This is a genomic window from Sediminibacillus halophilus (assembly GCF_900103695.1).
In the GTDB taxonomy this organism is placed as follows: Bacteria; Bacillota; Bacilli; order Bacillales; family Amphibacillaceae; genus Sediminibacillus; species Sediminibacillus halophilus.
In genome coordinates this window covers 755,100-770,294 of the sequence record NZ_FNHF01000001.1, presented here as the reverse complement: position 1 = coordinate 770,294, position 15,195 = coordinate 755,100, and the positions used below count along the sequence as shown (strand labels likewise).

At 42.3% G+C, this 15,195-nt stretch carries 14 protein-coding genes and 1 pseudogene; 10 read left to right on the top strand and 5 right to left on the bottom strand.

Annotation, left to right across the window (positions count from 1 at the left end):
- Nucleotides 1-11: 11 nt before the first annotated feature.
- The 4 genes from BLR82_RS03885 (at nucleotide 12) to BLR82_RS03870 (ending at nucleotide 3,450) form a co-directional block, all read left to right on the top strand.
- Nucleotides 12-1,025 (top strand): YeiH family protein, encoded by a 1,014-nt coding sequence (locus tag BLR82_RS03885; RefSeq protein WP_074597667.1) that lies wholly within the window; start codon nucleotides 12-14, stop codon nucleotides 1,023-1,025.
- A gap of 75 nt (nucleotides 1,026-1,100) precedes the next feature.
- Nucleotides 1,101-2,819, top strand: a complete 1,719-nt coding sequence (gene nagZ, locus BLR82_RS03880; RefSeq protein ID WP_074597666.1) for a beta-N-acetylhexosaminidase — start codon at nucleotides 1,101-1,103, stop codon at nucleotides 2,817-2,819.
- A gap of 164 nt (nucleotides 2,820-2,983) precedes the next feature.
- Nucleotides 2,984-3,073, top strand: a complete 90-nt coding sequence (locus BLR82_RS21235; RefSeq protein WP_074598261.1) for a putative holin-like toxin — start codon at nucleotides 2,984-2,986, stop codon at nucleotides 3,071-3,073.
- A 287-nt stretch (nucleotides 3,074-3,360) separates the two neighbouring features.
- Nucleotides 3,361-3,450, top strand: coding sequence for a putative holin-like toxin (locus BLR82_RS03870; protein ID WP_162832890.1), 90 nt, complete (start codon nucleotides 3,361-3,363; stop codon nucleotides 3,448-3,450).
- A 165-nt stretch (nucleotides 3,451-3,615) separates the two neighbouring features.
- Here BLR82_RS03870 and BLR82_RS03865 read toward each other — a convergent pair whose 3' ends face one another.
- Nucleotides 3,616-4,488: an NAD(P)-dependent oxidoreductase gene (locus BLR82_RS03865; RefSeq protein ID WP_074597664.1), complete on the bottom strand. Its 873-nt coding sequence runs from the start codon at nucleotides 4,486-4,488 to the stop codon at nucleotides 3,616-3,618.
- Between the two features lie 94 nt (nucleotides 4,489-4,582).
- Nucleotides 4,583-5,545: a LacI family DNA-binding transcriptional regulator gene (locus BLR82_RS03860; protein WP_074597663.1), complete on the bottom strand. Its 963-nt coding sequence runs from the start codon at nucleotides 5,543-5,545 to the stop codon at nucleotides 4,583-4,585.
- A gap of 96 nt (nucleotides 5,546-5,641) precedes the next feature.
- On the opposite strand from BLR82_RS03860, the gene BLR82_RS20925 reads away from it, so the two are divergent.
- The gene (locus tag BLR82_RS20925) at nucleotides 5,642-5,806 is read left to right on the top strand and encodes a hypothetical protein (protein WP_175486743.1); all 165 of its coding nucleotides are present in this window, start codon (nucleotides 5,642-5,644) and stop codon (nucleotides 5,804-5,806) included.
- Between the two features lie 89 nt (nucleotides 5,807-5,895).
- On the opposite strand, the gene BLR82_RS03855 is transcribed toward BLR82_RS20925, so the two are convergent.
- Both BLR82_RS03855 and BLR82_RS03850 read right to left on the bottom strand, forming a co-directional pair.
- A complete protein-coding gene (locus tag BLR82_RS03855) occupies nucleotides 5,896-8,100 on the bottom strand; it encodes an alpha-galactosidase (protein WP_074597662.1) in 2,205 nt (734 codons plus the stop codon).
- Nucleotides 8,101-8,342: 242 nt separating this feature from the next.
- Entirely contained in the window at nucleotides 8,343-9,695 is a 1,353-nt protein-coding gene (locus BLR82_RS03850; protein WP_074597661.1) for a glucoamylase family protein, read from the bottom strand.
- A gap of 278 nt (nucleotides 9,696-9,973) precedes the next feature.
- On the opposite strand from BLR82_RS03850, the gene BLR82_RS03845 reads away from it, so the two are divergent.
- The 5 genes and pseudogenes from BLR82_RS03845 (at nucleotide 9,974) to BLR82_RS03825 (ending at nucleotide 14,643) form a co-directional block, all read left to right on the top strand.
- The gene (locus BLR82_RS03845) at nucleotides 9,974-10,906 is read left to right on the top strand and encodes an aldo/keto reductase (protein WP_074597660.1); all 933 of its coding nucleotides are present in this window, start codon (nucleotides 9,974-9,976) and stop codon (nucleotides 10,904-10,906) included.
- A 222-nt stretch (nucleotides 10,907-11,128) separates the two neighbouring features.
- A complete protein-coding gene (locus BLR82_RS03840) occupies nucleotides 11,129-11,656 on the top strand; it encodes an HD domain-containing protein (protein ID WP_074597659.1) in 528 nt (175 codons plus the stop codon).
- Between the two features lie 312 nt (nucleotides 11,657-11,968).
- Entirely contained in the window at nucleotides 11,969-13,120 is a 1,152-nt protein-coding gene (locus BLR82_RS03835; protein WP_074597658.1) for a M20 family metallopeptidase, read from the top strand.
- 356 nt (nucleotides 13,121-13,476) lie between these two features.
- The gene (locus BLR82_RS03830; protein ID WP_074597657.1) at nucleotides 13,477-14,034 is read left to right on the top strand and encodes a sugar O-acetyltransferase; all 558 of its coding nucleotides are present in this window, start codon (nucleotides 13,477-13,479) and stop codon (nucleotides 14,032-14,034) included.
- Between the two features lie 24 nt (nucleotides 14,035-14,058).
- Nucleotides 14,059-14,643, top strand: a pseudogene (locus tag BLR82_RS03825) (GNAT family N-acetyltransferase).
- An 18-nt stretch (nucleotides 14,644-14,661) separates the two neighbouring features.
- Here BLR82_RS03825 and BLR82_RS03820 read toward each other — a convergent pair.
- Nucleotides 14,662-15,123, bottom strand: coding sequence for a BsuPI-related putative proteinase inhibitor (locus tag BLR82_RS03820; RefSeq protein ID WP_074597656.1), 462 nt, complete (start codon nucleotides 15,121-15,123; stop codon nucleotides 14,662-14,664).
- Nucleotides 15,124-15,195: the final 72 nt, after the last annotated feature.

The window sequence follows — 15,195 nt, the reverse complement described above, 5'->3', positions numbered from 1 at the left end:
AGGTTCACATAATGTGTAAAAGAAAAAGAAAGAGCTTTCCGTTAAATGGGTTTATAACAGGATTGGGTACCACCTTGCTGCTTGCACTCATTGCAACTTACTTAGCGCGTTTTCCGTTTTTATCGATAATGGGACAGTTGGTACTGGCCATCCTGTTGGGGATCGCTTGGCGGGCGATAATAGGGGTTCCGCCAACCATCATGTCGGGTATCACTTTTTCCAATAAAAAATTGCTGCGGGCTGGAATCATTTTACTGGGAATGCGACTCGACTTACTAGATATTTATCACGCGGGTCTAGGTGTATTTACTATTGCTGTTGTGAATGTGATTTTTGCATTAATCACGGTCTACTGGTTGACTCGCTTGTTTGGCATTAATAAGAAATTAGGCTTGCTAACGGCTTGTGGTACAGCTATTTGTGGGGCTGCGGCGGTTGTTGCATTAGCTCCGCAAGTTAAAGCGAAGGATAGCGAAACGGCAATTGGAGCAGCCACCGTGGCAGTGCTTGGTACTCTTTTCACCCTTTTGTACACATTTATCTATCCGATTTTACATTTAAGTTCCTTGCAATATGGTGTTTTTGCCGGGGGAACCTTGCATGAAGTCGCACATGTAGTTGCCGCTGGAGCGGCTGGAGGCCATCAGGCAGTCGACACAGCAGTAATTACAAAGTTAACAAGAGTAGTCTTGCTGGTTCCGATAGCAGTACTTGTCGGTATGATATTTTCTCGAAAAGAGCAAGGTGCTGGTAAAACAATGTTTTCTTTATCGATTGTTCCGTGGTTTATTCTGGGATTTTTGGTTATGAGCGGAATAAATACGTTGGGAATCGTTACTCCTGCCGCTGCTGATTTTATTGTTTCATTGGCTTATTTGTTGATCGGCATGGCGATGGCTGGGTTGGGTTTAAATGTTGAACTGAAAACATTCCGTACGGCCGGGTCAAAATCGTTGGCTGCAGGTTTGATTGGTTCTATCATATTGTCAATATTTGGATATGCAATGGTCGTTTGGATAATTTGACGAAGACAATTAGAATGTAAATATGGGCTGGTGGAAAACTACTTTCCTACGAAGAGAAAAAGGAGGAGGAGATGTGTGAAGAACAAAAATTATAAAGGTGTATTTCTCGTTGTCTTCCTTCTGGTATTGGCTGTTGCTGCGGTATTTTACTTACAGAAACATACTGTAGTCGACTCAGCTAGAAATCATGTTTCTTTCCTGCCGCCACGGTCACCGGTAAAAGAGATTCCTGGAATCAACCAAAACCCTGAAGAACAAATTGAAGAAATATTGAAAGATGCAAGAGAAGGAAAGATAAGGGATGCTTCTTTTATCGATGGAGAAACGGATAGACAAATGGTGATTGATCAGTGGGGAGACCCCGATCAAAAAACGGAAACGGATCTCGGTGTCTATGAAGATTATCACGAAAAAAAAGTAACCATAGGTTATGTTGGCGATTTTGTTTTTGATTTGCGTTCGTTTTCCAACACGGTACAGGCGCTACACTTCAAAGATATCATCGCTGTACTCGGTGATCCGGATAATACAACTTATTATGAGGATGAAAAACATAACCAGGAGATCCTCCATTACCAGGTAAATGATAGTTTTGAACTCAGGTGGATTTTGCCTAAACCTGATAAGGAACTTGCCAATCCAACGGTGGATCATATATCGCTTATTACCGATCCTGACGGAATAAAGGTAGAAGATTCTTCCGCTTCTACCTTGGTTAAGCAAATGAATCTATCGGAGAAGATCGGCCAGATGGTGATTGGCGGTATTTCTGGCACTGGGATGGGGAAACAAGAACAAAGCTTGATCGATGACTATCATATTGGCGGATTTATATTTTATGCCGCTAACTTGGAATCTCCAAAGCAGACAAATAAGCTCTTGAATAATTTGAAGGCAGAGAACAAGCAAAACAAGTTGCCACTATTGTTGAGTGTCGATCAGGAAGGGGGGAGAATTTCCCGTCTACCAGGAAATCTTTCGAAGCTCCCCACCAACGAATGGATCGGAGAATTGGATAAACCCGATTTTTCCTATCAAGCAGGAGAAATATTGGGAAATGAGCTAAAGGCATTTGGATTTAACATGAATTTTGCTCCAGTGTTGGATGTCAATAGTAATCCGGATAATCCGGTGATAGGCGACCGATCGTTTGGTGCTGATCCGGAAATTGTCAGTGAACTTGGCGTACAGACAATGAAAGGAATCGAGTCGAAGCAAATTATCCCGGTGATCAAGCACTTTCCCGGGCATGGGGATACTTCTGTCGACTCCCACTATCAATTGCCGAAGGTAAATAAAACCTTAGAACAATTAGAAAAACTTGAATTGCTTCCATTTCGGCGGGCAATCAACCAAGGAGCGGATGCGGTTATGATCGCACATATTCTACTTCCGCATCTGGATGAGTCCTATCCAGCTTCCATATCAAAAGAGGTTATCACAGATTTGCTTAGGAATCGTTTGGGGTATGATGGTTTGGTTATGACCGACGATATGACAATGGAAGCGATAATCGACAACTTCGAAATAGGTCAGGCCTCCGTGGATTCCGTGTTAGCAGGGAGTGACGTTATCCTGGTGGCACACGATTATCAGAAAGTAGTCCGTGTGATCGATGCGTTGCGCACGGCAGTTGAAAATGGTGAAATATCGGAGGAGCGGATTAATGAAAGCGTGAAAAGAATTATCCGGCTCAAGCAACAGTATGGATTGAAAGACGATCCAGTGAACAAAGTAGATATCACGTCGTTGAACCAGTCAATTGATACGTTGCTAAACAAATATAATCAATAAGTTCTTCTATTATTCTTGTTACCACTCTATCTTGGGCATTGAAAGGACAAGAAATAATCTGAATGTCCGTTCGTTAGAACTATATGACATGATATAATAAATATAGATAAAGTTCTTTTTAGGGTGGGTCGGCTAGCCCCGTGAAAGGGGGTGATGCCGTGAGCATGTATCAAGTATTTATGGTTCTGATTGGCTTTGGTTCTTTTTTGATTGCATTGCTCGCTTTGATCATTACCATGATCAATAAAAAATAGACCTCCCTATTTGCCCTTCAAGTGACTAGGAGAGGTCTATCTCTTGATAGCCGATCCCTCTGGGGGAACCGCTTATCTATCCAGACCACGGCATTCGCTGTGGTCTGTTTTCTATTTATATTATACCCCAATGATCTGGTTAAGAAAAGGAAGCTAAACTGCCTGTATCAAAAATGGGTCCTTGCGTTTATTCGGCTTCCAGCCTGTCTATGCTATAATAAATACCAGATAATGTTCTTTTAGGGTGGGTCGGCTAGCCCCGTGAAAGGGGGTGATGCCTGTTGAGCATGTATGAAAGTTTTATGGTGCTGATTGGATTTGGTACCTTCTTGATTGCTTTGCTCGGTTTGATCGTTTCGATGATCAATAAAAAATAGACCTCCCTATTTGCCCGTTAAGTAACTAGGAGAGGTCTATCACCACTATGATAGCCGATCCCTCTGGGGGAACCGCTTATCTACAGACCACAGTGCCCGCTGTGGTCTGTTTAGTTTTTATCCCCATTTTTATTATACCCGATTTTTGTGCGGTTGAAAAGCTGTTCATTGTCGGGAAGTCCCTTCAGATAATAACTGATAAACAGCAGCGAAATCTTTTTTGCTCAATCCCTTATGCTTGGCAAACGCATAAAGCTCCTTAGCACCATGGGTTACAGGTAACGGAGAACCAGTTTGATAAGCTGCCTCGGAAATCTGCTGTAAATCCTTATGGGCATGCTCTAGAGGAAACTGTGCTTCAAAGTTCTCATGCAACATCATATTTCGTTTTCCCTTTAAGACAGGGGCGGTGACAGGGAGATCGAATAGTACATCCATCAACTGCTCTCGGTCCAGACCTAGGGAAGTTCCAAAGCTTATGGCTTCTGCAAATGTGGCCATCGAAGTGACTAGTGAAAGATTGACAGCCAGTTTTGTTGCAATGCCGTTTCCGTGTTTTCCCATGTGTTGAATCGATTTTCCCATTGCATTTAAGTATGGTTTTATTTCCTCTACATCCTCGTCGTTTCCGCCAATCAGAAAATTCAACTGTCCCTGTTCAGCAGGTCCTTTTGAACCTGCAACAGGTGCATCGATAAACCTGCAGCCAGCCGCTTCTGTCTTTTTTGCCATTGCTTTACTAAACGCGGGGTTGACCGTGCTACAATCCACCCACAGTTTATTTTTTGTCAGTCCCTTTAGTAGCCCCTCTTTCCCTAATGCCACAGATTCTACAGCCTCAGGGTTGGTCAGCATAGTGAAAACGATATCTGCTCTATGAGCAACCATTTTAGGGGAATCTGCCCATTCTGCTCCTTTTTCCAACAATGGCTGGGCTTTTTCTTTTGTCCTATTGTAAACGATAAGTTCCTCTCCATTAGCAAGCAAATTTGCTGCCATGTTGGATCCCATTATACCTAACCCGATGAAACCTATCATGATTTTCATCCTTTCCATTCAAAGTTTGTAACAAGAAAATATTCCCTGAAATGCAGATAGAAAAACCCGGAAGAACGCTGTAAGAAAAAATATTTTACACAGTTGCACGCTCAATCAATTGAAAGGGAAGGGAAACCTTGCTCCTTTTCTCTGTATTTTGGATAAATTGGACTGCTTTTTTCCCCATTTGTTTGATCGGTATATCGATCGTTGAAATATGCATAGCTTTGGCGATCTGTTGATTATCAAAGCTCAGGATGGCAAGCTCTTCGGGCATATGTATTCCCTTTTCTTTTGCCGTAAGAACCATACCGGCAGCCACCTGATCATTGGTTACGAGGAAGGCGGTTGGTCTCTCGGTCATCCGGCACCAATTTTCCGTTAAATGGATACCATCCTCGATAGTCAAACATTTATCAAATATCCATTGTTCCCTTACTGGTTGATTAATCTTATCCATTATCGTTTGATAGGCCTTAATACGTTTATGGCTATTTGTTCCTTGTTTTCTTCCCAAAGTGCAGGCTATTTTGGTATGTCCTTTTGTCAACAAGTAATCCAAACCATCCATGAATGCCTTCTCGTGAGGAATGCTGACAGATGGAAGATCCGTTTGGTCGGAGTCTTCGCAGAGAATGATCGGGCCATGTGGATTGTATTCTTTAATGATTTTGAGAGAAGCAGCACGAGAAGTGAAAATCAACCCGTCGATTAAACTACCCCGAAGCAGCTCTAAAGCCTCCAGTTCCTTTTCAACATTGTAGTTTGTTTGAATCAGGACAAGTTGTAAATCATGTTTTAAACCCTCCTCCGCTATCCCTTCTACAATGTTACCGAAATAGGGAATCTCAATGGAAGGGAGGACAACACCCAGCAAGTTTGTTGTCCCTTTCGATAAATGGATAGCAGGAAGATTCCGATGATAATCGAGTCTTTCCATCGCTTGATGCACGGCTTGCCTTTTTTCATCCCGAACATAGGGATGGTTGTTCAGTACGCGTGAAACGGTCGAAACCGAAACACCGGCAAGACCGGCAATTTCCCGAATGTTAGCCATGTTAGGCGACTTCCTTTCCCTAAGAAATTTCTTCTTGACCTGAAACGCGTTTCATACATTACCTTTTGTTTAAACTTAAGAAAGGGTGAAGGCAGGATGATAAGCGGGTTTTTGGTTTTGGTTTGTTTATGTATGTGTGAGATTATCATAGCAAAACTGGTGGTGAAAGACAAAACAGCTTTTCTCATGGATTTTCAATCGTTTTTTGACTGGCCGGATACTAATGAGGAGAAAGGGAGTAGTAAAAAATTGAAAGAATAATTGCACTGAAAGGAACGGTTGTTAAGTTGAGTTTGATCAAAAGTGCTGCTGAAAAATACTCAGCAGCACTTTAACATTAATGGTTAAATTTAAACTTCCTTCAAAACAAACACTTGAGAACTGAAGTCATGAGGCTGTTCACTTATATGTCGATTTAGCAATATACCGATATTCATCAATTCATCCCCAAAATGATCGACAGAATCACTGTTGATCATATATCGTTTTTCGGGATCAAGTCCTTGCAGTTTAACCCTATTGTACTTATCATTTGGTTTTGCTAACACTTGATAATATCCCACAATAGCCTCTGACTGATCCTTGGAAACGACCATCCAGGCTGTTTCATTTCCGTCGAACGGACTAAGCAGCCGGTAAAATCGGCCAGTACGAATTAACGATCGTTTCTCCTTAAAAAAACGGACCTGTTCCTTTACTTCTTCTTTTTCAATTGAAGTTAGGTTTGTCACATCCAATTCAAATCCAAAAGTACCGAAGTAGGCAGTGTGTGCACGGGTATGCAATGGAGTCGTCCTGCCGACCTGATGGTTAGGAATGGCAGATACATGACTTCCCAACGCACTTAAAGGATATACGAGCGAGGCGCCATATTGTATTTTTAATCGCTCGATAGCATCGGTATTATCGCTGGTCCAAGCTTGTGGTGTGTAATACAGCATACCTGGATCAAATCTTGCCCCGCCGCCAGCGCACGATTCAAAAAGAATATCCGGATATTTATTGATCAATCTTTCATAAAGGTGATAAACACCGAGAATGTAACGGTGCATTACTTCTCCCTGTCGGTCAGCATCGAAAGCAGAGGAATAGGCCTCTGTTATATATCGATTCATGTCCCATTTTATATAGGAAATCTTTGTCTTTTCTAAAACGCTGTCCATTAAATTGTAAATGTAATCGACAACTTCCGGACGTGAAAAATCCATCACGTACTGATTACGGCCATGAGAAGCCCGGCGATCAGGAGTCGAGAGCACCCATTCCGGATGTTCTGAAAACAGTTTGGTGCCTTTGCTAACTATTTCCGGCTCAAACCATAAACCAAACTTCAACCCCAATGCGTCTATTTTCCTGGCAAGCCCGTCAATACCTTCAGGAAGTTTCTGCTTATTTTCAAACCAGTCACCTAGTGAAGAGGTATCGTCATGCCTTTCACCGAACCATCCGTCATCAAGAACAAACAATTCCATCCCTAGTTCCTTGGCAGTGTTGGCAATTGCCAACACTTTTTCTTCATTGAAGTCAAAGTAGGTTGCTTCCCAGTTGTTGATTAAGACAGGACGGTCTTTGTCCCGCCAACGACCTCTGGCAAGTCTCTCTCGATACAACGCATGATAGATGTTGCTCATACCATTCAGCCCTTTGTCTGAATAAACCATGACACATTCTGGTGTTTGAAAGCTTTCACCTGGAGCTAACTTCCATTTGAATTGAAATGGATTGATTCCCATCATCACTCTGGTCACCCCAAATGTGTCCACTTCAATTTGGCCAACGAAGTTTCCGCTATAAACAAGACTGAAGCCGAATATTTCACCACTAGATTCGCTTGTTTGCTTGCACTTTAAAGCAAGAAAGGGGTTGTGTATATGGCTGCTTGCACCTCGAGAGCTTGAAATAGACTGAACCCCTTTGAATAGGGGTTGCGCCTCAAGGTGGGTTTCACGTGCCCAGGCACCATTTAAATGTACCATTTCGTATTGATCATCAGGTAAATCGACATTTGCGCTCATCGCACTGTCCAGAAAGCAAGCTTCATTACCTAGGTTGACGAAGCGGGCATTCCGCGTAATTACGTTGCGATCTGTGTAAATGCTATAACTTAAAATCAATCTGCACTGCAGTACTTTATCGAAAAGGACAACTTGTAACGTTTCCGCTTCTCCCTCTTGCTCTGTATAGGTTGCAGGGAGGTTTTCAAGTGCCGGTTTCCCTTTGGTGATGTGATAGCTTTCATATTGGAAGTTGGTAATATGGCTGCCGTGCTGATCAATAATTTTATGAGCAGGGTAGCGATAATCTGTCGTTCCATAGCTCGGATATTCCTGTTTGATATGCTCCAGGGAGGAGGTGTAATCGCCTTCTAACATATTTGTCGAAGCGGGCCTTGCTTCACGTTCAATTAAATGTTCAAAACTTTTTCGGTGTTTCACGCCTTTTCCATAGTACAAATGTTCCAGTTGGCCAACTTTCTCCATGACACGAAAAATATAGCTTATCTTCCCATTGGTCAAGTGAAATTCCCGGGACTCCTGGTTTACTTTTATCGCCATTCTGAAAAACTCCTCTCCAAAGGATTGAGAATTCGCAATCCTATTCCTTATGAAACCCTTTACAAGCATTTAATCATAAGTTGTTAAATTGAGGAAGGTTTGAATAAAAAATGCCTTTACTTTCTTTTAAGAGGATTAAACGAAGACTAGTGGGGGAGTATGGAGTAATTGTAAGTAGTGAAGAAAATTTAAGGAAGAGTGCCAAGTACCTCCGTCAATAAAGAGGCCCTGGCACTCTCGAATTAATCGATGGAGAATTTTTCTTTTATCAGTAAATCCTCAGGGTTTTTCCCAATGTCGTCCTGATGAAAATAATCTCTGAGAATACCGTCCTTCAAATAATTCGCTATGGCGGCCATCGTCATACCTTGATCAAGAGCAAGGTATGCTTTTGTAACTTCACCTGTTTCGACATTGACGGAATCAAGGAAGCCATACTTTCCATAAGCATCAAAACTTTTTAACGTTTGAATATTTTGGAATGCCTCCATTGGGGCATATTCTAACGCTAGGAAAGTTGCATGCGGAGTGATCGTTCCATCCGACTTGTAACCGTCCATACCGAGAGGCGTCGCGGCAAACTCGGAATAACCTTCGGGAGTGGCAGCCGGTGACATTCCCCAGGCTGGATACCCTTGTTCTGCAGCATAGTTAATTTGAAGATCTACGTGTCGTTGATTATTCAACCCTAAAGCTTGTGTACCAAGTTCTTTTTCTTTCATCACAAGCGAAGGCATTAAAGCCTCAAACATACTTCCTCCCCAGCTAGGCACATATTTCTCGTCATTATAACGATAGTGGCCTTCGAATACCTCGACTCCATCATATGTTTCCATATGGCCTTGAGGAATTTGAGCTTGCCAATCCCAGCTCTCGGGCATCGTACGATACATTTTCCACCAGTGTTCTTTCGGTACATCTCCCTTTCCGATAGAAATATAGCTTGCTACTCGTGGTTCCGTATAAAATGCTCCATAATGATGGGCGGTTAAACTTCCGGCGTCGACATCATAACCTCCTCTCATTTGTCCAACTTCCGGATCATAGAGAGTAGAATAATCCATGTTTTCAACAATGGTATTGGTTTCTTCATAAAGTTCCGGATATGCTTGTCCCGCCACTATTAATCCAGCTGATAGCCAGCCGTTGTCCACGGTGGAAATGAACTGTCCCCAATCTGTCATTAGAGTGGCATCTTCCGTATAATACCAGTTATAGTAAAGACCGTTCCACGTCTCCATGTTTTTTAAAGTTTGGATGGTTTTTTGGAGGTTATTTAGAGCTTGTTGGTGGTCGATGTGTCCTAATTCTTCAGCAGAGACTACACTCATCATGTACATGCCTATGTTGGTAGGAGATGTGTGTGCCTGGATGTTCCTTTTTCCGTCACTCCAGCGTACAGCATCAGCGGTAAGACCTGTCTGTTTATCCGTAAATTCTTCAAAGTAACGGTATGTTTGTTTTGATATAGCCTTTAATTGCTTCGATAAGGCCATTTCCTTTCCTTTTGGAGGAGTAGCCGCAAAAACAGGTGTTGTAATGGCAGCATTGACTAGCAATAAAAATGTTAATACCAACGCAAACTTTTTCTTCATTCTAGCACCCTTTCTTATTAGTTATTGAAACGTTTCAATTGGTATTATACTAAACATATTTGTAAGCGCAATCATTCAAGCGCTGAAAAAGTCAAAACAGGAATTTTGCCTCATTACATGGAATGTGAAGGTTAGGACAATAGTACATCATGTAGTGAAATAGGTACATTAATGCGAGAGATTTGTTCGGCTTTTAAAAAAGAGCTGAAGCATTCTGTTTCAATTTCCATCCAATATATGTAATGATATTATCTAAACAGAAAAGGAGTTGATATCATATGACAGCACAAACCCAATTAGGAAAATCTGGTTTGAAGGTCAATCCGATTGGTCTGGGTACAAACGCAGTCGGTGGGCATAATCTTTATCCAAATCTCGACGAAGAAGCGGGAAAAAGCTTGGTACGTACAGCGATAACCAACGGAGTCAATTTCTTAGATACCGCGTTTATCTATGGACCGGAGCGCTCCGAAGAACTGATCGGGGAAGTGCTCCAGGAGACAGGCAGACGGAATGAGGTCGTCCTTGCTACAAAAGGGGCACACAAATTTGTCGGCGATGAAACCGTCATGGATAACTCTCCGGAATTTTTGAAAAAATCGGTAGAAGAAAGCTTGAAAAGGCTGCAAACAGACTATATTGATTTATTTTATATCCATTTTCCGGATGAAAAAACTCCAAAAGACGAAGCTGTTGGAGCACTGAAAGAACTAAAAGATCAAGGCAAGATCAAAGCCATCGGTGTCTCGAACTTTTCGATCGACCAATTGAAAGAAGCAAATAAAAACGGCTACGTCGATGTTTATCAAGGTGAATATAATCTGCTTCAGCGGGATGCAGAGAAAGAATTATTACCTTATACGGCAGAAAACAATATTTCCTTTATACCGTATTTTCCGCTTGCTTCCGGACTTTTGGCTGGCAAGTACACAGAGGAAACAACATTTAATGATTTGCGTAAAGAAATGCCGCATTTCCAAGGGGAAAATTTCAAGAAAAACCTTGTGAAAGTGGACAAAGTACGCAGCATTGCCGAAGCCAAAGGGGCAGAGGTTGCTCATGTTGTTCTAGCCTGGTATTTAACCCGTCCATCCATTGATGCGATCATTCCTGGCGCTAAGCGATCTGAGCAGGTACTAAATAACTTGAAGACATTGGATGTAAAATTGACTGAAGAAGAAATAAATGAAATTGACCGTATTTTTAGTTGATAAGGGAAACAAGAAAACGAGTGCTGAACCTCATTTAGGCAGTGCTCGTTTTCTAATAGATTCAGAAATTGCCGAATAGGGTATACGATAGGCAATTCCAATCTAGAAGGAACTTCTAACGTTTTCCTGTTAGATAAAATCACCAACAGATTGATTCGATACAAAATTAATGATACGATATTCGATAATTTAACCAAAATCACCCGCAGAGGAGGCATCATCATGAGGTCTGTCACAATGAAAGATATTTACCAGCATTCAATTACCCAAAAATATGTCAGGCGCTCTGGAATGGCGCATGCAATTTCTGTAGCATTTCACGCTTATGAGTTGGCTTTGTCCTACAAGGTGAATCCGGATTGGGCAGCTAAGGCAGGTTTTCTCCATGATATCGGCCATTATCAATGGTTTCGAAATGGAGAATGGGATTATCAATTATACCGGGCTTATGACATTCATCCTATTAAAGGAGCGGAAAGGGCTCATAAATTATTGGTTCGTCTAGGGGAAGACAAGCAAGCTGCAAAAGAGATTGCCCATGCGATTCTATTTCATACCGAATCTGCCCTGCCGGAGGGGAATGTGCAGTTAAATGATTTACAACGAGTGATTCATTTGGCTGATGAGAAAGATAAGCAGCCGGGGGATTCCCATCATTATCGTCACATGGACAAGCAAAAGGAATTACAGCTGATTGAACTAATCGATGAAAAAATAGATCATAGCTTGACTGCAGGGATGAATGTTTAATTTCGCACGACTCTGGAGCACATTCCCGTCCCTTCCTTCTATTGCTCGTTGCAACACATCCCAACACACCATCAAGCATGGTGTATTTTTATGCTCTCAGTGTGTGCAGGACAAACGGTTGTTAGGATATATGCCAATGCCCCTCTATCTCCCCGCCCTAAAAACTCCACAATTCTTTCTATTGTCTTCTATGTTAAAAATTCTCTTGCAGGTTGAGAGATTAGGAGCCCTTCCTCTTGAAATAGATTTTACGTGTCATCAGTTTCTTAATGGGAATAGGTAGAATAAAAGATGATAAGGAGGTATTAGGATATGAATCTCGAAACACATTTGGAAAGTCAATTGCCGGAAATGAAGGCGTTGCTTGAGGAATTGGTCAATACGGATAGTAATACGCATGATAAAGAAGGAGTAGACAAAGTAGGGACATTGCTGAAAAATAAGTTTGAGGAGTTAGGAATGTATGTTCATACTCACCGGGAAAAAAAACAGGGGAATAATCTTGAAGTTAAAGCGGAACGCAGTAGCGAACCTAAAATTTTAATTGTCGCGCATATGGATACTGTTTTTCCAAAAGGAACAGCAAAAGAACGTCCTTTTGAGATTATCGATGATTTTGCATATGGGCCGGGGGTCAGTGACGAAAAGTCCAGCCATGTCGCTGTATTATATGCACTCAAAGCATTAAAGGAGAACGAATCGGAAGCTTATAAAAACGTCCATGTCATTTTTAACAGCGATGAAGAAATTGGTTCCCCAACCTCCAAACCGTTGATAAAAAAAGCGGCGGCAGATAAGCACTATTCGTTAGTGGTTGAATCTGGGCGACCTGGTGATGCGGTTGTGTCCGAGCGAAAAGGAGTTGGCCGGTTCGACATTGAGGTCGAGGGAAAAGGTGCACATGCGGGAGTAGAACCGGAACTTGGCAGGAGTGCGATAAATGAACTCGCACATAAAGTCATAAAACTACAGAATCTGAATGACTATGAATCTGGTCTTTCGGTCAACGTTGGTCTCTTTAATGGCGGTACTTCGAGTAATACTATACCACCTGATGCTGATGCCAAGGTCGATGTGCGTGTGAAGGATAAGCAACAGGCGAAAGAGGTGACAAAAGAAATCTCCGATATTGCCGACGAGGATACAGTAGAAGGAACCACAACTCATCTGGAAGGTGGGATGGCACAGCCGCCGATGGAAAAAACAGAAGAGACTGAAAAACTGCTGGATGTCATTCGGGATGCCGGAAAAGAGTTGGGGATGTCCATAAAGGATGTCGGAACAGGAGGCGCTTCGGATGCAGCGTACACAGCAGATGAAGGAATCCCTACCGTTGACGGCATGGGACCACTGGGAGAGTATTCCCATAGCCTTACCGAAGAATATGTCGACCTCACAACCTTTGCCAAGCGGACTGCCCTGCTGGCAAGGACCATCCAACTTTTGACACCTGTAAATAAATAAAATAACAGTTGGGGACTGTCCCTCAGCACTCTGCCGCTGCGACTTGGTAGGGTGTTTTTTTATGATAGTATAGGTTCAAGGATAATGACATTTAACTGAAAGCGCCAATCGGAGGCCGGCCTTAAGCATGCTTCGAATGCAGGAAAAGGCAGAGGGAATGCGCAGTAACATGATCAGCAATGAACTATAACGAGCAATTAACACTCTGTCACGCTTGAAGCTTCTCCAATCGGGTGCGTTTTCTTTTTATCAGGATGGACAAGGTAATTGTACTGCTTTTCTGATAATTTTAATTTTTATGTTACCCTATATATTAACTGGTTAACTTTCCATTGTGGAGAAGGGAAGAATTTTTGATGAAAACAGAAAGAGAAAAAATGATCGGCGGTGAATTATATAATGCTGGCGATCCAGAGTTGGTTGCTGATCGCAAGAATGCCCGCAGGCTGACCAGACTTTACAACCAAACGGCTGAGTTTGATGACGAGAGGCGCAGGGATCTTCTTAAGGAGCTGTTTGGTTCGAGTGGTGATCGTTTTTTTGTAGAGCCGACCTTCCGATGTGATTATGGTTATAATATTCATGTTGGAGAAGGGTTCTATGCAAATTTTGATTGCACGATACTTGACGTTTGCGAGGTGCGCATAGGCGATCATTGTTTATTGGCTCCTGGTGTACATATATACACAGCTGCTCATCCACTTGATCCGGAAGCTCGTAAGGCCGGTGCTGAATTTGGAAAACCAGTTACCATTGGAAATAATGTCTGGATAGGTGGAAGGACAGTAATAAACCCTGGTGTTACGATTGGCGATAACGCTATTATTGCCTCCGGCTCTGTTGTCACAAGGGATATCCCGGCAAATGTTGTAGCCGGGGGAGCGCCGGCGAGTATTCTTAAGGAAGTAAAATAACAACTGACAAGAGGGGGGACTCCATTGAATCCTGTCTTATTGGATATACCTGTTGAATTAAAAACAGAAAGGCTGCTTTTACGCAGGCCCGAACATGGTGATGGAGAAATTGTCAATCAGGCGGTCAAACGATCAATCGAAGAATTGCGTCCATGGATGCCGTTTGCTCAAACTACTCCAACGGAATCAGATAGTGAAGCGGATATTAGAGAGGCATATATCCGTTTTCTTAAGCGGGAAAAATTAAGATATTTGTTATTTCACCGGGAAACAAATGCGTTTATCGGTTCTTCCGGTTTACACAATATTGATTGGGATGTACCAAAATGCGAGTTAGGTTACTGGATCGATACAAAGTACACTGGGCTTGGATAAATGACAGAGGCAATTGACGCCTTGACCAGCTTTGCATTTGATCAACTAAACTGTAATCGTGTGGAAATTAGATGTGAGGAAAAGAATTTTAAAAGCCGGGCAATTCCGGAAAAGCTGGATTACGAACTTGAAGGGATATTGAAGAGCGAGGATGTCTCGGCGGATGGTAAGCATCTTAGAAACACTTGTATTTACGCAAAAGTTAACGAAAAGACCAGGGTTCCCTTGCTGTAAGAGGGAGCCCTGGTCTTTTTATTCTTCTCCCGGTATGGTGAAGGATTGTTCGATTTTGTATTTCTCCCCGCCGCTCGGTGTCAACCAAGCTGTCAACTTGTAATCGCCTGGTTCCATGTCACGTTCACGTAAATCGATCTGATAATCAAGGGTGTCACCAGGATTAAGCGTTTCTTCCCCCATAACTTGGGCAAAAGATGTAACACTGGAATAGAGAAAAACTTGTTCGCCGGCATCATTGGTTATTTTGTAATCATACCGTTGGGAACTTGTGAATTCTAGCTTAATCTTTTCATCGCTTTGATTGCTAATGGAATATTGATAAACCAGTGGACTCTGTTCCATTAATTCTGCATTTACCTGATTCGGGGAACCGTCACCGTTTCCATTCACTTCTTCCGCCTCCTTATCCTGATTGTTTGAACCACAGGCTGCCAGTATTGCAGCTGCCAATAATAAAAAAAGGAATGCTCTTTTCATTCCACAACCTCCCGTATCATTTGTCGATTAGACGTCCTTAACAGCAATAACGTTACAAAAATAACTGTATCA